This is a genomic window from Bathymodiolus thermophilus thioautotrophic gill symbiont (genome assembly GCF_003711265.1).
Lineage (GTDB): Bacteria > Pseudomonadota > Gammaproteobacteria > PS1 > Pseudothioglobaceae > Thiodubiliella.
Genome location: NZ_CP024634.1, coordinates 2,050,492 through 2,074,464, shown reverse-complemented (window position 1 = coordinate 2,074,464; position 23,973 = coordinate 2,050,492). Strand labels below are relative to the sequence as shown.

11 protein-coding genes and 2 tRNA genes are annotated in these 23,973 nt (G+C 39.9%); 9 read left to right on the top strand and 4 right to left on the bottom strand.

Annotation, left to right across the window (positions count from 1 at the left end; genetic code table 11):
• The first annotated feature begins 50 nt into the window (after nucleotides 1-50).
• The 3 genes from MS2017_RS07165 (at nucleotide 51) to MS2017_RS07155 (ending at nucleotide 15,864) form a co-directional block, all read left to right on the top strand.
• Nucleotides 51-10,361 (top strand): integrin alpha, encoded by a 10,311-nt coding sequence (locus MS2017_RS07165; RefSeq protein ID WP_122951764.1) that lies wholly within the window; start codon nucleotides 51-53, stop codon nucleotides 10,359-10,361.
• Nucleotides 10,362-11,036: 675 nt separating this feature from the next.
• A complete protein-coding gene (locus MS2017_RS07160) occupies nucleotides 11,037-12,980 on the top strand; it encodes a site-specific DNA-methyltransferase (protein ID WP_122951763.1) in 1,944 nt (647 codons plus the stop codon).
• A gap of 1 nt (nucleotide 12,981) precedes the next feature.
• Nucleotides 12,982-15,864 carry a type III restriction-modification system endonuclease gene (locus tag MS2017_RS07155; RefSeq protein ID WP_122951762.1) on the top strand — a complete coding sequence of 961 codons (2,883 nt, stop codon included), beginning with the start codon at nucleotides 12,982-12,984 and terminating at the stop codon, nucleotides 15,862-15,864.
• A gap of 218 nt (nucleotides 15,865-16,082) precedes the next feature.
• On the opposite strand, the gene MS2017_RS07150 is transcribed toward MS2017_RS07155, so the two are convergent.
• The 3 genes from MS2017_RS07150 to dnaQ all read right to left on the bottom strand — a co-directional run bounded on the left by MS2017_RS07150 (nucleotide 16,083) and on the right by dnaQ (nucleotide 17,252).
• Nucleotides 16,083-16,159 (bottom strand) — tRNA-Arg (locus MS2017_RS07150).
• 75 nt (nucleotides 16,160-16,234) lie between these two features.
• A tRNA-Pro gene (locus MS2017_RS07145) sits at nucleotides 16,235-16,311 on the bottom strand.
• 278 nt (nucleotides 16,312-16,589) lie between these two features.
• Nucleotides 16,590-17,252 carry a DNA polymerase III subunit epsilon gene (gene dnaQ, locus MS2017_RS07140; RefSeq protein WP_122951761.1) on the bottom strand — a complete coding sequence of 221 codons (663 nt, stop codon included), beginning with the start codon at nucleotides 17,250-17,252 and terminating at the stop codon, nucleotides 16,590-16,592.
• A 72-nt stretch (nucleotides 17,253-17,324) separates the two neighbouring features.
• Between dnaQ and rpoZ the strand changes: the two genes are divergently transcribed.
• The 6 genes from rpoZ (at nucleotide 17,325) to acs (ending at nucleotide 22,639) form a co-directional block, all read left to right on the top strand.
• The gene (gene rpoZ / locus MS2017_RS07135) at nucleotides 17,325-17,660 is read left to right on the top strand and encodes a DNA-directed RNA polymerase subunit omega (RefSeq protein ID WP_071564813.1); all 336 of its coding nucleotides are present in this window, start codon (nucleotides 17,325-17,327) and stop codon (nucleotides 17,658-17,660) included.
• 208 nt (nucleotides 17,661-17,868) lie between these two features.
• Nucleotides 17,869-18,117 carry a DUF4212 domain-containing protein gene (locus MS2017_RS07130; protein WP_071564812.1) on the top strand — a complete coding sequence of 83 codons (249 nt, stop codon included), beginning with the start codon at nucleotides 17,869-17,871 and terminating at the stop codon, nucleotides 18,115-18,117.
• A gap of 12 nt (nucleotides 18,118-18,129) precedes the next feature.
• Entirely contained in the window at nucleotides 18,130-19,842 is a 1,713-nt protein-coding gene (locus MS2017_RS07125; protein ID WP_122951760.1) for a sodium:solute symporter family protein, read from the top strand.
• A gap of 72 nt (nucleotides 19,843-19,914) precedes the next feature.
• Nucleotides 19,915-20,391 (top strand): hypothetical protein, encoded by a 477-nt coding sequence (locus MS2017_RS07120; protein WP_122951759.1) that lies wholly within the window; start codon nucleotides 19,915-19,917, stop codon nucleotides 20,389-20,391.
• 90 nt (nucleotides 20,392-20,481) lie between these two features.
• Nucleotides 20,482-20,652: a hypothetical protein gene (locus tag MS2017_RS07115; protein WP_164707653.1), complete on the top strand. Its 171-nt coding sequence runs from the start codon at nucleotides 20,482-20,484 to the stop codon at nucleotides 20,650-20,652.
• Between the two features lie 46 nt (nucleotides 20,653-20,698).
• Nucleotides 20,699-22,639, top strand: a complete 1,941-nt coding sequence (gene acs / locus MS2017_RS07110) for an acetate--CoA ligase (protein WP_122951757.1) — start codon at nucleotides 20,699-20,701, stop codon at nucleotides 22,637-22,639.
• Nucleotides 22,640-22,895: 256 nt separating this feature from the next.
• Here acs and hemB read toward each other — a convergent pair whose 3' ends face one another.
• Nucleotides 22,896-23,888 (bottom strand): porphobilinogen synthase, encoded by a 993-nt coding sequence (gene hemB, locus MS2017_RS07105; protein WP_122951756.1) that lies wholly within the window; start codon nucleotides 23,886-23,888, stop codon nucleotides 22,896-22,898.
• Nucleotides 23,889-23,973: the final 85 nt, after the last annotated feature.

Here is a 23,973-nt window from a genome sequence, read left to right as displayed (position 1 = left end):
CTAATTTAAAAATAAAGCATTATCATTTATCAAAATTAGGAATAAAAACCATGAAAACAACACAATCAAAAGCACCCCAAGTCACAGCACAATCAACTACAAAAAAAGCCCATAAAGACATCGATTTTAAAACCCACAACACACAACACACTCAAAATCAAATAGACACAACCCAACAACCAGACACCAAAGACTTCAATTCTAAAAACCCAAACCCAATAACCAAAAAAACTAACGACAACTCAGAAACAACTTTACAAAACGACACACAAACCGTTCACTTTCACGACAAGCAATCTAGCACTTCCACCGTAAGCACAAGCACCAATCAAAGCCCTTCTGAAATTACCACCTCAGACATTAGCAACAATACAACCCCCACAATTAAAACCCCCACAACTAGCAACAATAATAATAACCCCACCACCATTACAGGCACTTTCTCAGCAGGCAAATACATAGAAGGCGACACAAACTCAATTAAAGTATACAAAGCCGACGGCTCAAGCACACTCATAGGCACCGGCTCTTTTAACGACAACGGCCAAATCACAATCACCTTAACCGGCACCAACGCCAACTACACCGGCGCCGTCTACATCAAACTAACAAAAACTGGCATCTCCCACCAAGACGAACTCAACGGCACCGAAGCACTAGACAGCGATTTATTCGCTGTCGCCTATCTCAACTCAGGCGCAAACACCATTAACATCACTGTCCGTTCCTCCATCGCCGCCAAAATCCTCGGCGTAGATAAAACCACCACAGCCATCACCTTAAACGAAACAGATATCAACAAATGCAACGAAGAAGTCAACGCAGCATTTGGCCTATCAGGCAGCGCAATTGACACCAATGTTGACACCATTAACAGTTCAGGCGATGAAAGCAACACACTCGCCAAACAAGCAGGACAAGTAGCCGCCGCACTCTCCGGCATGAGAAACACCACCGCCACCAACACATTCGAAAAAGTAATCGAGCAAATAGCCGATGTCATCGCCAACAACGGCGCTTTAAACAAAGCCACCTCCACAGCACTCGCAACTGGCGCCATTGCCGTTCAAGCACAAGCACAAGCAAACAAAGCCATCACCACCGCCGATATCGACGAAACCCATGCTGGCAGCGCAGCAGCAGCATTAAAAATTGCTAAAGACGCAGTAACAACAGCCAGCACCACCGCTACAAACGCACAAAAACAAGCCCTTGCCACCGCTCAAGAAGCATACAACAAAGCCGTTAGCGCCAACCAAGAAGCCACAAGTTTTGTCAAACTAGCCACCAACACCGTTACTCATTTTAACAATCTAATAATCCCCATTTCAAACATCACTATTAGCAACAATACAGGCGTTGTTAGTTTTATCACCAACGACAGCACTCTAACAATTAGCGCCACCTTAGACAACGCACTATCCACAGGCAAAAAACTCTGGGGCTCCATCGATAACGGCGAAACTTGGACAGACATTAGCACCACCAATACAGATATCATCTGGAGCAACGACAACAAAACAATTGCTTGGCGCCAAACCCTAACAGCAGACACCAACAGTTCCGTTCAATTCGCCATTACAAAAACACTCACCACCACAACCGCCACCCCCTCAGAGATTAAAGACGATATAGACGGCGGTATCGCCAGTCACAATTACATCTATGACAGCAGCGCCCCAGTATTTGATACTAGCAATGCATCCACAATAGATATCCCGCAAAACGAAAACCTTGAGGCAACTGTTATTTACATCGCAGTTACCACTGATGCCAATGCCGTTACTTACAAATTAAGCGGTGCAGATGCAGATAAATTTAGTATTGATAAAAACAGTGGCGAAATTAAATACAATGCCAAACAACCCACAGTAAGCGAAGGCACCACCGCAACACACCATATTACCATCACCGCCACGGATGCCGCTGGTAATGCCAGTAACAAAAACATTGTAATCAATCTTGAAAATCCTTTTACTATTGCGGTACCTCAGGCTTTTAATAGTCGTAGTGTGGTGACTGTTGTTGCGCAAGGTTTTGTTATGAATGGGGAGAATGTTGAGGATTATAGTGGCTTTTCAGTTTCTTCAGCAGGTGATGTGAATGGTGATGGCTTGGATGATGTGATTGTTGGTGCTTTTGGGGCAGATCCCGCTTCTGGTAATAAAGCAGGTAAATCTTTCGTCGTGTTTGGCAAAACCAATGCAACTGCCATTAATTTATCAAACATCGCTTCTGGCACAGGAGGTTTTGTTATCAATGGTGAGAATTTTGAGGATAATAGTGGCCGTTCAGTCTCCTCAGCAGGCGATGTCAACGGCGACGGCTTGGATGATTTGATCGTCGGCGCTTGGCTAGCAGATCCCACTGATAACAACAGTAATAAAGGTAAATCTTATGTGGTATTAGGTAAGACTAGTACAACTGCTGTTAATTTATCAACCATAGTTTCTGGCACAGGTGGCTTTGTTATCAATGGAGAGAATGCTGGAGATTCTAGTGGCTTCTCAGTCTCCTCCGCAGGCGATATCAATGGCGATGGCTTGGATGATTTGATTGTTGGTGCTTTTTATGCAGACTCTACTGGCTTGGTTAATGTGGGTAAGTCTTATGTTGTGTTTGGTAAGACCAATACAGATGTCATTAATTTGTCAAAAATAGCACTTGGCACAGGTGGCTTTGTTATCAATGGCGAGAACGCTAAGGACTATAATGGCTACTCAGTCTCCTCCGCAGGCGATATCAACGGCGACGGCTTAGATGATTTGATTATTGGTGCTTATGGGGCAGATCTTGCTGATAAAGAGCAGATAGGTAAATCTTATGTGGTATTTAGCAAGACCAACACAACTACCATTAATTTATCAGACATAGCCTCTGGCACAGGCGGTTTTGTTATCAGTGGAGAGAATTCTGAGGACAATAGTGGCTACTCAGTCTCTTCAGCAGGCGATATCAACGGCGACGGCTTGGATGATTTGATTGTTGGTGCTTATATGGCAAATCTTGCTGACAAAAGCTTAGTAGGCAACTCTTATGTGGTGTTTGGCAAGGCTAACACAACTGCTGTTAATTTATCAGACATAGCGTTTGGTATGGGTGGTTTTGTTATTAATGGCGAGAATAGGGGAGATTTTAGTGGCATCTCAGTCTCCTCCGCAGGCGATATCAACGGCGACGGCTTAGATGATTTGATTGTTGGTGCTTCTGGGGCAGCTTCCGCTGGTCAATTTTGGGTAGGAAAATCTTTCGTCGTATTTGGTAAGACTAACACAACTGCCATTCGTTTATCAGACATAGTGGCTGGCACAGGTGGCTTTGTTATCAACGGCGAGAATGCTTATGATTATAGTGGACACTCAGTCTCCTCCGCAGGCGATATCAACGGCGACGGCTTAGACGATTTGATTGTTGGTTCTTATGGGGCAGATGTTGGTTCTCATGGGGAAAATCCTGCTGGTAAAAGCGACGTAGGCAAATCCTATGTAATATTCGGCAAAACCGACACAAAAGCCATCAATTTATCAGATATTAGCGCAGGCAGAGGCACCACCGCCCATACAATTGATTTCCAAGGCGACACCAATACCGATAAAAATGACACACTAACAGGCACCTCTGCCAATGAATTGTTTGTTGCTGGTTTAGGCGACGACATCTTAACAGGCAACGGCGGCACCGATGTCTTTAATGCAGGCGCAGGCAACGACACCATCATCATCAACGGCGACAACCTCGCCCAACTCTACAGCAACAAACTTAGCAGCAATTTATTAGCCCGTGTTGACGGCGGTGGCAACACCGACACCTTAAAACTAGACGGCAACAACCTAATCTTAAACCTTGCTGAAATAGACAACGGTCGCATTCAAGATATTGAAATTATTAATTTAGGCACAGGCGGCAACACCCTAAAACTTAAACTTAATGACTTACTAGACCTCTCCAGTGAAACCAATACTCTTAAAGTTATTGGCAATTCAAATGCCAATGTTGAAGCAATCGGATTCGAAAAATCAAATACCAGCAAAACAGTTGATGGCATTACTTATCAAGTTTACTCCCACACAGATGCCCCTACTGCAAAATTATGGGTGCAACAAAATTTAATTGTTTCCACTTCTATCGCACAAGGATTTGTTATCAATGGCGAGAATTCTTATGATTGTAGTGGAAACTCAGTCTCCTCCGCAGGCGATGTCAACGGCGATGGCTTGGATGATTTGATTATTGGCGCTCATATGGCAAAATCTGCTAGCAAAGACGAAGCAGGCAAATCTTATGTGGTATTCGGCAAAACCAATGCAACTGCCATTAATTTATCAGATATAGCCTCAAACTTTGGCACAGGTGGCTTTGTTATCAATGGTAAGGAGGCTTATGAGCGTAGTGGCGTCTCAGTCTCCTCAGCAGGCGATGTCAACGGCGACGGCTTAGATGATTTGATTGTTGGTGCTTATTATGGGGTGGTTGACTCAATAGGTAAATCTTATGTGGTATTTGGCAAGACCAACGCAACTGCCATTAATTTATCAGATATAGCCTCAAACTCTGGCACAGGTGGCTTTGTTATCAATAGTGAGGGGGCTGGAGATTGTAATGGACACTCAGTCTCCTCAGCAGGCGATGTCAACGGCGACGGCTTAGATGATTTGATTGTTGGTGCTTTTGGGGCAGACTCTGCTGGCAAAAATTCAATAGGTAAATCTTATGTGGTATTTGGCAAGACCAACGCAACTGCCATTAATTTATCAGATATAGCCTCAAACTCTGGCACAGGTGGCTTTGTTATCAATGGCGAGAATGAAGATGATCAAAGCGGCATCTCAGTCTCCTCAGCAGGCGATGTCAACGGCGACGGCTTAGATGATTTGATTGTTGGCGCTCGCGGGGCAGACTCTGCTGGCAAAAGCAAAGCAGGCAAATCTTATGTGGTATTCGGCAAAACCAATGCAACTGCCATTAATTTATCAGATATAGCCTCAAACTCTGGCACAGGTGGCTTTGTTATCAATGGTGAGAAGGCTGGGGGCTCTAGTGGCTACTCAGTCTCCTCAGCAGGCGATGTCAACGGCGACGGCTTAGATGATTTGATTGTTGGTGCTTGTTATGGGAGGGGGGGTGACTCAGCAGGTAAATCTTATGTGGTATTTGGCAAGACCAACGCAACTGCCATTAATTTATCAGATATAGCCTCAAACTCTGGCACAGGTGGCTTTGTTATCAATGGCGAGAATGCTAATAGGGACTCTAATGGCCAATCAGTCTCCTCAGCAGGCGATGTCAACGGCGACGGCTTAGACGATTTGATTATTGGCGCTTATATGGCAAACTCTGCTGGTAAATACTGGGCAGGTAAATCTTATGTGGTATTTGGCAAGACTAACGCAACTGCCATTAATTTATCAGATATAGCCTTAAACTCTGGCACAGGTGGCTTTGTTATCAACGGTGAGGAGTCTAATGATCTTAGTGGCTACTCAGTCTCCTCCGCAGGCGATATCAACGGCGACGGCTTAGATGATTTGATTATTGGTGCTGATTGGGCAGACTCTACTGGTAAAAGTTTAGCAGGCAAATCCTATGTAATATTCGGCAAAACCGACACAAAAGCCATCAATTTATCAGATATTAGCGCAGGCAGAGGCACCACCGCCCATACAATTGATTTCCAAGGCGACACCAATACCGATAAAAACGACACACTAACAGGCACCTCTGCCAATGAATTGTTTGTTGCTGGTTTAGGTGACGACATCTTAACAGGCAACGGCGGCACCGATGTCTTTAATGCAGGCGCAGGCAACGACACCATCATCATCAACGGCGACAACCTCGCCCAACTCTACAGCAACAAACTTAGCAGCAATTTATTAGCCCGTGTTGACGGCGGTGGCAACACCGACACCTTAAAACTAGACGGCAACAACCTAATCTTAAACCTTGCTGAAATAGACAACGGTCGCATTCAAGATATTGAAATTATTAATTTAGGCACAGGCGGCAACACCCTAAAACTTAAACTTAATGACTTACTAGACCTCTCCAGTGAAACCAATACTCTTAAAGTTATTGGCAATTCAAATGCCAATGTTGAAGCAATCGGATTCGAAAAATCAAATACCAGCAAAACAGTTGATGGCATTACTTATCAAGTTTACTCCCACACAGACGCCCCCACTGCAAAATTATGGGTGCAACAAAATTTAATCGTTTCCACTTCTATCGCACAAGGATTTGTTATGAATGGCGAGAATGCTTATGATTATAGTGGACGCTCAGTCTCCTCCGCAGGCGATGTCAACGGCGACGGCTTAGACGATTTGATTGTTGGTGCTTACAAGGCAGACCCTGTTGGCAAAAGCAAAGCAGGCAAATCTTATGTGGTATTCGGCAAAACCAATGCAACTGCCATTAATTTATCAGATATAGCCTCAAACTCTGGCACAGGTGGCTTTGTTATCAATGGCGAGAATGCTGAGGACTATAGTGGCTTCTCAGTCTCCTCAGCAGGCGATGTCAACGGCGACGGCTTAGACGATTTGATTGTTGGTGCTTACAAGGCAGACTCTGCTGGCAAAAGCAAAGCAGGCAAATCTTTCGTCGTATTTGGCACAACCGATACAACTGCTATTAACTTATCAACCATAGCCGCTGGCACAGGTGGCTTTGTTATCAATGGCGAGAATGCCAATGATCAGATCGGCATCTCAGTCTCCTCAGCAGGCGATGTCAACGGCGATGGCTTAGATGATTTGATTATTGGTGCCCCTGAAGCAAACAACGAGACGGGCAAATCTTATGTGGTATTTGGCACAACCAACACAACTGCCATCAATCTATCAACTATAGCTACTGGCACAGGTGGCTTTGTTATCAATGGCGAGAATAGGGATGATCAAAGCGGCATCTCAGTCTCCTCAGCAGGCGATGTCAACGGCGACGGCTTAGATGATTTGATTGTTGGCACTCCTGGGGCAAGCAACGAGACGGGCAAATCTTATGTGGTATTTGGCACAACCAACACAACTGCCATCAATCTATCAACTATAGCTACTGGCACAGGTGGCTTTGTTATCAATGGCGAGAATAGGGATGATCAAAGCGGCATCTCAGTCTCCTCAGCAGGCGATGTCAACGGCGATGGCTTAGATGATTTGATTGTTGGTGCTTTTTGGGCAAGCCTCACTGGCAGTGCTAACATAGGCAAATCTTATGTAGTATTTGGCACAACCGACACAACTGCCATCAATCTATCCACTATAGTAGCTGGCACAGGTGGCTTTGTTATCAATGGTGAAAATACTGGAGACAACAGTGGCTACTCAGTCTCTTCCGCAGGCGATGTCAACGGCGACGGCTTAGATGATGTGATTGTTGGTGCCGCTCAAGCAGATTCTGCTAGTAACAGTAAAGTAGGCAAATCTTTCGTGGTATTTGGCAAGGCTGATGAAACCGCCATTAATCTCTCAAACATAGTCGCTGGCATAGGTGGCTTTGTTATCTATGGTGGGGACGCCTGGAATCAAAGTGGCGCCTCAGTCTCTTCCGCAGGCGATGTCAACGGCGACGGCTTAGACGATTTGATTGTTGGTGCCCATAAGGCAGATCCCACTAGTGGTGCCAACGCAGGTAAATCTTATGTGGTGTTTGGTAAAACCGACACAACAGCTGTTAATTTAGCAAATGTTAACGCTGGCAAAGGTATCGTTGCTCATACCATTGATTTTCAAGGCGACATTCATGTCAACAAAAACGACATGCTAGTAGGCACCTTTGCTAATGAGTTGTTTGTTTCTGGACTAGGCGACGATATCTTAAGAGGTAACGGTGGCACCGATGTCTTTAATGCAGGCACAGGTAATGACACCATTATCATTAATGGCGACAACCTTGATAAACTCTACAGTAACAAGCTTAGTGACGATTTACTCGCCCGTGTTGACGGTGGTGGCAACACTGACACCCTAAAATTAGAGGGCAACAACCTCTCTTTAAACCTAACTAAAATAGACAACAGTCGCATCCAAGACATTGAAATTATTGATTTAAGTTTAAGCAGCAACACCTTAAAACTTAGTTCTAATGACTTGTTAGACCTCTCCAGTGAAACCAATATTCTTAAAGTTATTGGCGATTCAGGCGCCAATGTTGAGGCAGTTGGATTTGAAAAATCAAATATCGATAAAACAGTGGATGGCGTTACCTATCAAGTTTATTCCCACACAGACACCCCTACTGCAAAATTATGGGTACAACAAAACTTAATCGTTTCTACTTCTATCGCACAAGGCTTTGTTATGAATGGCGAGAATACTGGAGATTATAGTGGCTTCTCAGTCTCCTCCGCAGGCGATGTCAACGGCGATGGCTTGGATGATTTGATTGTTGGTGCTTATCGTGCAGACTCTGCTGGTGGCAACAAAGCAGGCAAATCTTTTGTGATATTTGGCAAGACTAGCGCAACTGCTGTTGATTTATCAGAGATAGCCTCAGGCTCTAGCACAGGTGGTTTTGTTATCAATGGCGAGAATGCTAATGATAAGAGTGGCTACTCAGTCTCCTCCGCAGGCGATGTCAACGGCGATGGCTTAGATGATTTGATTGTTGGCACTTATTGGGAAAACTCCACTAGCAGCGTCAATGCAGGCAAATCTTTCGTGGTGTTCGGCACAACTGCCACAACTGCCATTAACCTATCAACCATAGCCTTTGGCACAGGTGGCTTTGTTATCAATGGCGAGAATGCCAATGACAATATTGGCACCTCAGTCTCCTCCGCAGGCGATGTCAACGGCGACGGCTTAGACGATTTGATTATTGGCACCAATACAAATAAATCTTTCGTCGTGTTTGGTACAACTGCCACAACTGCCATTAACCTATCAACCATAGCAGCTGGCACAGGTGGCTTTGTTATTAATGAAGAGAATGGAATGAATTTCGGTGGTTACTTAGTCTCCTCCGCAGGCGATGTCAACGGCGACGGCTTAGATGACTTGATTATCGGCTCTTTTTACACAGATATCATTATTACTCACACTAATGCAGCTAAGTCTTATGTAGTGTTTGGCAAAAAAAATGACACAACTGCCATTGATTTATCAGCCATAGTGTCTGGCACAGGTGGCTTTGTTATCAATGGTGAAAGTGCTTATAACAATAACGGAAACTCAGTCTCCTCAGCAGGCGATGTCAATGGCGATGGACTAGATGATTTGATTATTGGCGATTATCGTGCAGACCCCACTAGTGGGATTAGTGCAGGTAAATCTTATGTGGTGTTTGGCAAGAGTAGCAAAACTGCCATTGATTTATCAGTCATAGCAGCTGGCACAGGTGGCTTTGTCATCAATGGCGAAATGGCTCATGACAGCGGCAGGTCAGTCTCCTCCGCAGGCGATGTCAATGGCGATGGCCTAGATGACTTAATCGTTGGTGCTGATCAAATAGATTCCGCTGGCAATGATACCGCAAGTAAAGCTTTTGTAGTATTTGGCAAAACTGACACAACTGCCGTCAATTTATCAGCCATAGCAGCTGGCACAGGTGGCTTTGTTATCAATGGCGAGAATGCTTGGAATCAAAATGGCATCTCAGTCTCCTCAGCAGGTGATATTAATGGCGACGGCTTAGATGATTTAATAGTCGGCGCTTATTGGGCAGACCCTGTTGGTCATGCTGATGCAGGTAAATCTTTTGTAGTATTTGGAAAAACCGATACACAAGCCATTGATTTAATGGACATTAACAATATTAACAATGACAAACGCATCATTTCCCATGAAATTGACCTCCAAGGTGACACTTACTACGACAATAAAGACGACACATTGGTAGGTACCTTCGCCAACGAGTTATTTGTTGCCGGCATAGGCGACGATATCTTAATAGGCAACGGCGGCACCGATGTCTTTAATGCAGGTGCAGGTAATGACACCATTATCATTAATGGTAACAACCTTAGCAAACTTTACAGCAACAAACTTAGTGGCGATTTACTCGCTCGTATTGACGGCGGCAGTAATACCGACACTCTAAAATTAGAAGGCAGCAATCTCAACCTTAACCTTGCCAAAATAGACAATGGTCGCATTCAAGACATTGAAATCATTGATTTAACAGGTTCAGGAAACAACAGTTTAGACCTTAATCTTAGTGACTTGCTGGACATTTCCAGCGAAACCAATGTTCTTAAAATCATTGGCAATACAGGCGATACAGTTAATATACAGCATGGCATCTATGATTTTATGATGGGCCCTTCAGCAACAGAAGATGGTGTTACTTATAATGTTTATAGCAATTCTAAAGCCACCACTGCAGAATTGTGGATTGATCAAGATTTAAATGTGATTTAGGCTATTATTCTCTATTGTTGACTTAGATTGTTGTCTATTTTATGCCTTCTCTAACCAACTTGCTGGCAATCCACACTAAGGTTTGTTCGTTTTGCAATAGTTCAGACACGAGTTTGGACTTGAGTGCAAATGTATATTGGGTGCATTAAATAGCGTATTTAGGGAGGTAAAATACCAAAATAAAAAAATAGTAATTTTTATATTGAGACCTTTACATAAATATGGATGATTAGCAAAATTCAATTTTTGTCCAATTGGTAATTTTCTTAAATCTTGTCCTAGCAGGGCTAAGGCTGGGTTTAAAAAATTACCAAGTGGGTAAAACAAGGATTCTTGATGATTATTTATATTTATGCAAAGGTCTCATATTAATATTGAGCTTTTAACAGGGCTAAGAAGGGGGAATGTAGAATTAACATAACTTTTAACTATGTTAAAATATTTTTTTTAAATTCAACATAGGGAGATCCCTGTATTGGACATACAATATTAACTAAAGGCCATTTTTACTCATTTGTAAATTTTTATCAAGCCCATCTTAGCCCTGTTAAGATGGGCTTTAAAAAAAATACAATTGAATAAAATTTGCTCTTTATTCGGCGTTAATGTCTAATGCAGGGGTCTCATAGGCTGAATTTGTGTTGAAAAAAATGAAAAATTTTACCTATAAAAAATATGAAAAAAGAAAAAACATCTGACAATTCAAATACCACAATCAACAGCAGGCAATTGGCAATATTGACAGCCAATTTCCCACAGTGCTTTGATAAAAATGGTGATTTTATCCCACATAAAATGCAAGAAGTTGTGTCTAAAGAGGGTGTTAATCTCTCAAAAGAAAGTTACAGCCTTAATTGGTTGGGTAAATCTTATGCAAGACTACTGGCAAATGAAACGCCACTCACTTTGTTAAAAGAAGACGCAGAGCATAACCAAAAACCTGAAAATGAAAACAGTGAAAATCTACTCATTAAAGGTGATAACTTAGAGGTATTAAAACACCTGCGTCATGCTTATAGTGAAAGCGTAAAAATGATATATATTGACCCACCCTATAATACTGGGAATGATGGTTTTGTTTATGCTGATAATCGTAAATTTACCACTGAGCAACTATCACAACTTGCAGGTATTGATGAAGATGAGGCTCAACGAATACTGGAGTTTACTAACTCAAAATCAAACTCACATAGTGCGTGGCTTACTTTTATGTACCCACGGCTTTATGTTGCTAGAGAGCTACTTAGCGATGATGGTGTAATTTTTATTAGTATTGATGACAATGAGCAAACGCAATTAAAAATGCTTTGTGATGAGATTTTTGGGGAAAAAAATGTTGAAGCGTACATTTGGAATCTTTCTGATTTCACAGAAAGCTCTTTTACAAAAACAGCATCGCACACAGTAAGAGTTGAGCATGAATATATAATAGCTTGCTATAAAAAACATAAAAAATTAGGGAAATATAAAGAATATAGGTTAAGAGAAAGAGAGGATTTGTCAAATATAGATAATGACCCAAGGGGAAAGTGGTTTTCAGGCAATATTTCAAGAAATGGAATAAAAAGTACTACTGGAAGTCAATATTTTACAATTACAACGCCGACAGGCAGGAAATACACAAGAAATTGGACTTTATCAAAAGAAGAGTATATTGACTTATTAAATGATAATAAGATTTATTTTGCCCGTAATGGTGATGGCGTTCCAAGATTAAAGATGTTCAAAAATGAACCGTCTTTTAGTATTCAAAATTCAATTTTCAATGAATGTAAAACATCTATAACAGGTAAGAATCAATTGAAAAAACTGTTTGAAGATAGAATAATATTTGACTTCCCTAAACCAGTAAATTTGATAAACAGATTGTTGTCTTTGTCTGTATCTAACAGTAAAGAAGATGTTGTCTTAGATTTTTTTGCTGGAAGTGGGACAACTGCTGATGCAGTTATGCAATTTAATGCAGTTGATGGCGGTAAGCGAAGGTGTATTTCTGTGCAATTAGATGAGTCAATTAATGAAAAGAAAAATAAAATTGCTTATGATTTTGTTAAAGACGAATTAGAGCAAGACAACCCGACGATTTTCGATATTACCAAAGAGCGAATTTTACGCGCAGGGGCAAAAATCCAAAAAGACAATCAAGCAAGCAAAGAGCCGAAGGATTTGTCTAAACAAGATTTTGGTTTTAAAGTATTTGAGATATTGCCAATGTTCGAAGGTTTTTTTGGTGAGATGGATGAATTAGACGAACAACAGGCTTTATTTGATGGCTCGCAATTATCAGATGATGAATTACAAACACTCTTAACTTCGTGGATGGCGAATGATGGCGTTAAACTTACTGCCAAAGTAGAGAAAGTTGTTTTGGATAAATACACTGCTTGTTATGTAGATAAAAACCTGTATTTAATGGACAAAGGTTTTACCACTGATGATTTAAAATTTTTGCTTGAAAAACTAGACAGTGTTGATGGAGATAATAAAAACTTTCAACCTACTAAATTAGTATTATTTGGTTATAATTTTAAAAGTAAACACCAAAGAGAAATTAGCGAGGCACTTAATAATTACACCAATAAAAAACAAATTGAATTAGATAGAATAATTAGGTATTAACATGGCAGGTTTTAATTTTGAACGGGATTTACCGCACCAACAACAGGCTGTGGATAGCGTGCTTAAAGTGTTTAACGAAGTATCGGCACAACCATTAGAAGATACCACGCAAGCCAATATATCTAACCCTATGCTGGCGTTTGATGATGCTGCAGGTTTTTATCTAAACATTAAAAAAATACAGAAAGATAACGCAATAAATCCAGAATATAGTCATCGAGAAAGCAATGTGCTTGACATATCAATGGAAACAGGTACAGGTAAGACTTATACCTATACTAAGATGATTTTTGAGTTAAATAAAACGCTAAAACTCTCAAAATTTATTATTGTCGTGCCTACTTTGTCAATCAAAGCAGGTACGGTGAATTTTTTAAATGCCAAAGCCACCAAAGAACATTTTAGGCAAGATTATCAAAAAGAGATAAAAACTTATATTGTTGAAAGTAAAAAATCCAGCAAATGCAAAAAAGATGTAATACCTCAAGCAGTGCGAGAATTTGTAGAGGCTAGGGGCAGTATGAATGCCAATATTCATATTCTCATTATCAACGGAGGAATGATTAATTCCGACACGATGAATAAGATTTTCGATGTGAGTTTGTTTGATAAATATTCTAGTCCGTTTGAAGCCATTCAATCAATCAAGCCGATAACCATTGTAGACGAACCACATAAGTTTGCCAAAGGCAAGAAAACATGGGGTAATATTGAAAAATTAAAATCTCAATATATATTTAGATATGGGGCAACTTTTAATGAAAATTACGAAAATCTTTTATACCAATTAACTGCCGTTGAGTCTTTTAATAAAAATTTGGTTAAAGGTGTCATTGCTCATATAGAAAAATTTAGCGACGGCAAAAATTGTTTTGTTACTTTAAAAAAAACCAATGGCACAGAGGCAGAATTTGAACTTAATTTAGCGGGCAAAAAAACCACACATAAATTATTAAAAAAAGACAGTTTAAAAGCTATTCATCCTGAAATGACTGGTTTAACTATTGAGAATTTAAACAAAACTATTGTGCTTTTATCTAATGGCTTAGAATTAAAAAAAGGCAACAAAATAAACCCATATAGTTATGCCCAAAGTATTCAAGAAAAAATGATGGGCGAGGCTATAGCCAAACATTTTGAAATAGAAAAGGATCTCTTGACTAGAAATGTCAAAATAAAGCCTTTGACGCTATTTTTTATTGATGATATTGAAGGCTTTAGAAGTAAAGAGGGGCAATTAAGAACTTATTTTGAGAAAACGGTAAAAGCGCACATTAAAAAACTTTTAATAACCGAAACTAATGCTTTTTATAAAGCATATTTGCAAAAATCTTTGACTGATATATCAAATGTCAGTGGCGGTTATTTTTCTAAAGACAACACCGATAAAGATGAAAAAATCCAAAAAGAGATTAATGAAATTTTGCACGATAAAGAGACTCTGCTAAGTTTGGACAATCCACGCCGTTTTATTTTCTCAAAGTGGACTCTGCGAGAAGGCTGGGATAACCCCAATGTTTTTCAAATTTGCAAATTAAGAAGTAGCGGCAGTGTTACTTCAAAATTACAAGAAGTTGGTAGGGGTTTGCGATTGCCCGTGAATGAATATATGGCACGGGTTAAGGATGAAGATTTTGACCTTCATTATTATGTAGATTTCACTGAAAGTGATTTTGTTGATAATTTAGTCAGTGAGATAAATAAAAAATCTCATAATGACTGGATAGAAGAAGCATCCAAGCTAACCCAAGCAATGATAAATGATATTTCCAGCACTTATGGTGTTGATGAAAACACTTTGCTAGAAGAGTTAGATGCATTAGGTGCGATTGAACGAAGTAATAATTTTAAAGATGGTGGGTATAGAAAATTACAAAACTTATACCCAATTAATAACGCACTAAACAAAGGCAAAGTTAGGACTGCCAACACAATAAAATCAAAAACCACCATAAGACAAGCGAAGTATCAAGAGCTAAAAGCCTTATGGGAGGCGATTAATCAAAAGGTTGTTTTGGAATATAAGATAGATAATGAGCAAGGGTTTTTCGATTTATTAAAACATTATTTTAAAGATAATTTGAATGAATTTAAGTCGCAAGGTATATTGTCCACAACTCAAAAAATACAATTTAACAATTCTGTTGCTTACCATCAAGATTTAGACATTGTTAAAAATAAATTATTGCCTATTACAACAATGAGTTATAAAGTTTTTTTAACAAAACTTGCAACTACAATTAATGTCAATATTAATACCATTCACCGAGTGCTAATTGCTTTAAAAAATGAATTTAATATTAATGACTATATGAATGAACAAACTGTGCGCATTATTGAAAAGGGATTTAATAAATACCTGCTAGATAATGCGATAGATAAATTTCATATTGGATACAAGAAAATATCCAATACAATTCACCCGACAAAACTAACTGATGGCAAGGGTAATGCATTGGAAGAGATTAACGCAATTGATGTAGGTGTTTTTGATGGTAATGATAGAGTTGCTGATAATTATTTGTTTGAAGAGTTGTTTTATGACTCAAATCTGGAAAAAGAAAACATCTTACAAAATGTGCAAGAGATAATAGTTTTTACAAAAATACCTAAAAATTCTATCAGAATACCTGTTGTTGGCGGCTTTAGTTATTCACCTGATTTTGCTTATGTGGTTAAAGATTCACAAGGCAATCAAAGTCTAAATTTAATCGTGGAAACTAAGGGTAAAGAAAAAAGAGGATTATCCACTGATGAAAACCAAAGAATAAAGCATGCAGAGCAGTTTTTTAATAATATTGATAACAGCATTTCTGTTAAATTTGCAACGCAATTTAGTAGTGATAAAATTATAGGGATAATCAAGAACAATATTAATCAATAAAATCTATTAAGATCTTTGCACAACTATGAATAGCCATCAAAAATTCACCTTTCGCTAATTTAGCAAAAATTAAATTTTACTAACCATATCTATGCAAAGGTCTCAATGGTGCTCAATATTTGAGATGAGAATGGGCGTTAGTTTATTTTTGAAAATGGCATATACAGCCATATTAAGACGGGTAAAAAAAACCCTTGTAAAAACAAGGGTTAGTTAGATGGTGCGCCCTAAACGATTCGAACGTTTGACCTACGGCTTAGAAGGCCGTTGCTCTATCCAGCTGAGCTAAGGGCGCAAATTGGTGCCTTAAGAGGTTGCACTTGTTATTAATAACAAGTGTATAAAGGGTTTCAAAAAGCGACAAATAAAATGGTCGGAGTGGAGGGACTTGAACCCCCGACCACCTGGTCCCAAACCAGGTACGCTACCAAACTGCGCTACACTCCGAAAAAACAGCAATTATACTTTAGTTAAACGATTGAGTGTTTGATTTATTTATTTTTAAAATTCACCTTGATTTTATTGGAAAATCACTAATTTGGCAAAAAATGAACCCCCTGTGTTAAGTATAAATATTGATTAAAGGCCAACTTTCACCCATTGGTAAATTTTTATAAAGTTCATTTCAACTCTAACTAGGGTGGGCTTTATAGAAAATTATAACGAAATAAAATTTGCTCTTTTACGCAACATCCATGCTTAATGTAGGTCTCAAAAATTGAATGTTAAGAATGTTCAAAATAAGTGTCATGCTCTTTAAGTTCGGCTTCATTGGCAAAAATTACTTTAATTTGAGCGCGATTAGAGTCGACTTTGGAGATTGAAACACTGCTCTTTTGCGTGTTGTCTCCTTCTCCGAATAAGTTAAATTGACCGCCAGTCATGGCAAGATAAACCTGTGCCAAGATTTTTGCATCCAACAATGCACCGTGAACAGTCCGTTCACTGGCGTCAATTTCAAAGCGTCTGCACAAAGTGTCAAGGTTGTGCATACCACCGGGGCGTTGTTTTTTGGAGACTTCTAGCGAGTCAATAATCGTGCAATTGTCTTCAATACGCTGTTCAGCGCCCATTAATTTTAATTCGTGATTTAAAAAACCAAGGTCAAAGGGTGCATTGTGAATAACCAAAGTTGCCCCTTCAATATAGTCTAAAAATTCTTCGGCAATTTCTTCAAATTTTGGCTTACCCTTTAAGAAAGTATCTTTTATACCGTGAATGCGCTCAGAGTCACCGACCAAACGGTCTGGCTGAATGTATTGATGATATTCGTTGTCTTTGGTGATTTCTCTGTTGATGATTTCTGTGCAGCCGATTTCAATAATACGATGACCTTCAGAAGGTTCAATGCCTGTAGTTTCGGTATCTAAAACAATTAGTCGTTCCATTGTATTTTTTTGCCTTTGTTTTTCGTGTAAAATTGCTTCATTTTATCGTATTTGAAGCGGAAGGTTAAAGTCATGGCAAGAGTAACTGTTGAAGAGTGTTTAGAGTTTGTTGATAATCGTTTTGAATTAGTGTTGGTTGCAGCTAAGCGTGCACACCAATTAAATTCTGGTGGATATAAATCAACTTTGGATGTTGGCAAAGATAAGGCAACTGTTGTTGCGCTTAGGGAAATTGAAGCAGGTTTGGTTAATGCATCAATCTTAACTGAAGCCCATGCAATGGAAACAGAGCTATCAGCACAAGAGAAAAAAGTAGATAATGCTAAAATGGTAGAAATTGAAAAAGAGTTATCGGTAACTGCAGTTGATGAGTCAGCGGATGAAATGAGTGAAGTGGTAGACGCTTAATTTATTTGGTTATTGTTTAAAAATGACGCAGACGCGTCATTTTTTTTGCTTATTAAATATTGGCTTGTTTATAACAAGGTTTTTATTAAAGACCTCAAAGGTGCGATATTTAATTGCCAGATTGAGACTTCTGCATAAATATGGATTTTGATGATTCATATTGACGCAAGGGTCTTGTTGAAAATGATTAACAAAAGAGGGGTGTTAAATGTCTAATAATAAGTATTGGAAAGCCAATATTGCATTAATTTTAAAGTGTTTGTGCGTTTGGTTTGTGGTGTCATACCTGTGTGGTATCGTATTTGTAGATGCACTTAATACCATTAAGATTGGCGGTTACAAACTTGGATTTTGGTTTGCGCAACAAGGTTCGATCTATGTATTTGTAATATTGGTTTTTTATTATGCAAAAAGCATGGGAAAAATTGATGAAAAATTTAATGTTCACGAGCAATAAAGAGGGGTAGTTATGGATTTACAAGCACTAACATTTTTATTTGTAGGCATAACCTTTACAGTTTATATTGGTATTGCCTTTTGGGCGAGATCCAAATCTACACATGAGTTTTATGTAGCAGGCGGTGGCATTCATCCTGTAGCAAACGGGATGGCAACGGCGGCAGACTGGATGAGTGCGGCGTCTTTTATTTCGATGGCAGGCTTAATTGCTTTTTACGGATATGGCGGCTCGGTATTTTTAATGGGCTGGACAGGCGGTTATGTGCTTTTGGCGATGTTGCTTGCGCCTTATTTAAGAAAACACGGTTCATTTACAGTGCCGGGGTTTATTTTTGATCGTTATTACTCAAAGACTGCACGCATTGTTGCCGTCATTTGCTTGATTATTGTCTCTGTAACTTATGTTATTGGTCAAATGAAAGGTGTTGGCGTGGCATTTTCTAGGTTTTTAGAAGTTGATTACGAAACTGGATTGGTAACGGGCATGGTTATTGTTGCATTTTATGCGGTGATGGGTGGTATGAAGGGAATTACTTATACGCAAATTGCACAATATGTAATTATGATTATCGCCTATACAATTCCAGCGGTATTTATCTCATTTATGCTAACAGGTAATCCGATTCCACAATTGGGATTAGGCAGTGAAATGGCAGATGGAACTTATTTATTGGATAAACTTGATCAGGTTGTTGTCCAACTTGGATTTTCTGAATACACCACACACACAAGACTGAGTACAACCAATATGTTTGTTTACACATTGTCTTTGATGATTGGTACAGCGGGTTTGCCACATGTTATTATGCGATTTTTCACAGTGTCTTCGGTGAAGGCGGCTCGTGAGTCTGCGGGTTGGGCGTTGGTATTTATTGCTCTGCTTTATACGACAGCACCTGCGGTTGCAGCTATGGCGCGCCTTAATTTAATCACCACTATTGACCAGCCGACTCAAGCGCAAAACTTGGCGTATGCAGATCGACCAGCATGGTTTAAAAACTGGGAAAAAACAGGCTTATTAAAGTTTGAAGACAAAAACAACGATGGTTTAATTCAATACACGGGCGACAAGAAAACCAATGAAATGGTTGAAGTAGATAAAGACATTATGGTGTTGGCCAATCCTGAAATTGCAGGTTTGCCAAATTGGGTGATTGCCATTGTGGCAGCTGGTGGTTTGGCGGCAGCATTGTCAACGGCTGCTGGCTTGTTGTTGGCGATTGCCTCATCAATTTCGCATGATTTACTAAAAGGTGTTTGGCGACCCAATATTTCTGAAAAAGATGAGTTGATGTATTCCAGAATATCAATGATTGGCGCTATTTTGATTGCGGGTTATTATGGTTTTCATCCACCAGATTTTGCCGCAGGGACAGTGGCATTAGCCTTTGGTTTGGCGGCATCAAGTCTCTTCCCAGTATTAATGATGGGTATTTTTTCTAAGAAAATGAATAAAGAAGGGGCAATTGCAGGTATGCTCTCAGGTATTGGCATCACGCTGCTGTATGTTTTTCAACACAAAGGCATTATGTTTGTGCAGTCAACTTCGTTTTTAGGCGATATGGACCCTAACTGGTTTTTAGGCATTGAACCGAATGCCTTTGGTGCAATTGGTGCAATGGTCAACTTTGCAGTGGCATTTTTGGTTATGAGTCGCACAGGCAAAGTGCCTAAAGAGGTGGAGCAAATGGTTGAAAATATGCGTATTCCAGCGTCTAATTGATATTTTTGTTAAATACTATTCTAAGCACTCGGTGTTACTGGGCGTTTTTTTTTGTTGAAATGAGTCTTGCTTATGTTTTTTAAAAATAAACACATTATTACCTCATTGATTGTTGCGCCAATTTTGGCACTTATTAGTTATTTTGCTGTGGATTATTATGTTGCTGAAGTGCCACATAAAGCCAAACAAGGGCAGGCGTATAAAATGCTGGTCAAATCTAATTGTCGCTGGGAAAGTGGTGTGTGCGATTTGATTAATGGAGAATTAAAAATTAACATAACCTCAGATTCGCAAACTTATGGGCTTAACCGACTGTTTGTTGATGCTTCAAATAATTTGCGAGGCATTAAATTTGCTGTGGTTGAGGCGCAAAATAAAACTTCTGAACCATATTCAATGACGGCACTTAATGCGGCTTATACCGCTTGGCAATCATCGCAGATCAATGTTACAAAATCGGATTATTTGCAATTTGCAATCTCTGTTAATGAAAGTGTTTTTTATGCTGAAATTCCTGCAATTTTTATTTATAAAGCGCCTTTTCCATAAGGCCTTTGCCATATGTTATTTTCAAAAATAAACCAAGCAATCTGGCGCCAACACTTGGGCGATTATAAGCACCGAGACCTTTGCATAAATATGAATAATCATCAAGAATCCTCGTTTTACCCACTTGGTAATTTTTTAAACCCAGCCTTAGCCCTGCTAGGACAAGGTTTAAGAAAATCACCAAGTGGGCAAAAATTGAATTTTGCTAATCATCCATATTTATGCAAAGGTCTCTTAAAAAATTGTTTTGTAAAAAAATGATTTTTAGGTATTATTTACCGATGTTTATTTAAAGGTATCTTAACCCATGTATCCAATTGCAAAATCAGACAAAACCCCACTTATTGATGAAAAAACTTACGCAAAAATGTATCAGCATTCAATTCAGAATCCTGATAAATTTTGGGCTCAGAAAGCCAAGGAATTTTTAGATTGGGACAAGGATTGGGAGGTTACTTCTAATGTGGATTATCATCAGGGCTTGATTGAGTGGTTTAAAGGGGGCGAGTTGAATGTGGCTTATAATTGCATTGACCGTCATTTGCCTGAGCGTGCGGAGCAGACGGCGATTATTTGGGAGGGTGACAACCCCGAAGTGAGTCAAAAAGTTACTTACCAACAATTGCATGATGAAGTGGCAAAACTGGCCAACGGACTGAAGCAGTTGGGTGTTAAAAAAGGCGATAGGGTATGTATTTATATGCCGATGATTTTGCAAGCAAGTTATGCAATGTTGGCATGCGCACGAATTGGTGCAATTCATTCAGTTGTGTTTGGCGGGTTTTCACCCGAGGCTTTAAAAGACAGGATTTTAGATTCTGAGTGTAAAATTGTCATTACAGCTGATGAAGGTATGCGTGGCGGTAAAACAACAGCGCTTAAAGCAAGTGTTGATCAGGCGATTGCCACTTGTGATTGTGTAGATAATGTGATTGTTGTGCGTAATACTGAGGGGAAAGTGGCATGGAATGATAGGGATGTTTGGTACCATGATTTGGTTGAAAATATGTCAAATGAATGTCCGTGTGAGCCGTTTGATGCGGAAACACCCTTATTTATTCTTTACACTTCAGGTTCAACGGGAAAACCTAAGGGCGTGTTGCATACCACAGGTGGTTATTTATTGTATGTGGCAATGACGCATAAATATGTGTTTGATTATCAAGAAGGTGATGTTTATTGGTGTACTGCTGATGTTGGCTGGGTAACAGGGCATTCCTATATTGTTTATGGGCCGTTAGCAAATGGCGCAACGACACTGATGTTTGAGGGGGTTCCCACTTATCCAGATGCCGCTCGTTTTTGGCAAGTGATTGACAAACATCAGGTAAATGCTTTTTACACCGCACCCACTGCCATTCGAGCATTAATGGGTGCAGGGGATGAATTTGTGGATAAAAGTAATCGCTCTAGTTTAAGAATTTTGGGTTCAGTAGGTGAGCCAATCAACCCTGAGGCGTGGGAGTGGTATTATCATAAAATCGGCAAAGGCCAATGTCCAATCGTTGACACTTGGTGGCAAACAGAAACGGGTGGACAAATGATTACACCATTTCCGTATGCCACTGCGCTGAAACCGGGGTCAGCCAGTAAACCATTTTTTGGCATTGAACCACAAGTGGTAAATGAGCAGGGCGAAGTGCTGGAAGGTGAGGCTGAAGGTATTTTAGTAATAGCCAAGTCTTGGCCAGGGCAAATGCGCACACTTTATAACAATCACGAGCGCTTCATGGAGGCATATTTTTCAACTTTTCCAGGTAAATATTTTTCAGGTGATGGTGTGAAGCGTGATGCAGACGGCTATTATTGGATTACAGGCAGAGTGGATGATGTGTTAAATATCTCAGGACATCGTTTAGGCACAGCTGAGATTGAGTCGGCTTTGGTGTTGCATAAAGGTGTTGCTGAGGCGGCGGTAGTTGGTTATCCACATGAGATTAAAGGGCAGGGGATTTATGCTTATGTTTCCCTTATGAACGGAATCAAGCCAACAGATGCGCTTAAAGCCGAATTGGTAATGTTGGTGCGTAGCGAGATTGGAGCGATTGCCACTGTGGATAAAATTCAATTTGCACCTAGATTGCCAAAAACTCGCAGTGGCAAGATTATGCGTCGTATTTTGCGCAAGATTGCTGAAAATGATTATGATAATTTAGGCGATATTTCTACGCTGTCAGAGCCAGAAGTGGTGGAAAGTCTTATTAAAAATAAAGTTGAGGACACCTCCAGAAACCCCAGTGCGATTTAGGGAAATTAAAAAATAGTGCATTTTTTAGCCAAAAATGAGGAGAATAGCCCGCTATTTGATGAATTTTTGGATGAAAAAGGTGCTGTTTTATACTTTTCATAAATTGTATTGGGGTTTTTAGAGGTACTCTTGAATAAATATTGTACCATCTTTAAAAGTAAACCAAACAATTGGGTGATTATAAGCGCTACATTATTCATTTTATTTTTGAAAATGGTATTAAGAAGTAATAAGAGGGTGTAACGCTAATTTGTCTCTAAGAATTTTTTAACCAAATTGCCGCTTGCTTAGCATAATAAGTTAGCACCGCATCCGCACCTGCTCGCTTAAAAGACAACAATGTCTCTAACACGACCTTTTCCTCGTTAATCCAGCCGTTTTGGCTGGCAGCTTTGAGCATGGCATATTCGCCACTGACATGGTAGGCAAAGGTTGGCATGCCAAAAGTTTGTTTAATGCGATAAACGATATCAAGATAAGGCAAGCCGGGTTTAATCATTACCATATCAGCACCTTCGTCAATATCTAAACCAACTTCACGAATGGCTTCGTCGGAGTTAGCAGGGTGCATTTGATAGGTTTCTTTACTGGATTTTCCTAAGTTTTTAGCCGAGCCAACTGCATCTCGAAAGGGGCCGTAATAATTTGAGGCATATTTAGCAGAATAGGCAAGGATGTTGGTGTGGATAAAACCATTTTCTTCCAAGGCATCCCGAATAGCGCCAATGCGACCGTCCATCATATCACTTGGGGCAACAATATCAGCACCTGCCTGCGCATGAGAAAGCGCTTGCTTGACTAAAACCTTAACGGTTTCATCATTTAATACATAACCCTCATTGTTGATTAACCCATCTTGACCATGCGTGGTGAATGGGTCAAGCGCAACATCGGTAATGACTGCCAATTCAGGGTATTGTTCTTTTAACGCCCGCACAGCGCGCTGGGCTAAGCCGTTTGCATTAAATGCTTCTTTGGCATCTAGTGATTTTTTCTCTTCGCTAACGACAGGGAATAATGCCACGGCACGAATGCCTAATGCGACTAATTCTTGCGCTTCAATTAATAACTCATCAATGCTTAGGCGTTCAACATCAGGCATAGAGTCAATTTTTTGGCGTTGGCTTTCCCCCTCTATGACAAAAATTGGCAGAATTAAATCGTCCGTTGTTAAAGTATTTTCACGCATTAATTCACGGGTATGTGCGTGTTTTCTCATACGACGAGGTCTATGGGTTAAAATGTTCATAGTTGAAAAATTATACAGGAGTTGAAAATGCACGAGGTAATAATGAAAGCGTTCGAAAGACCTGATTATTGCACAATTCGTTTCA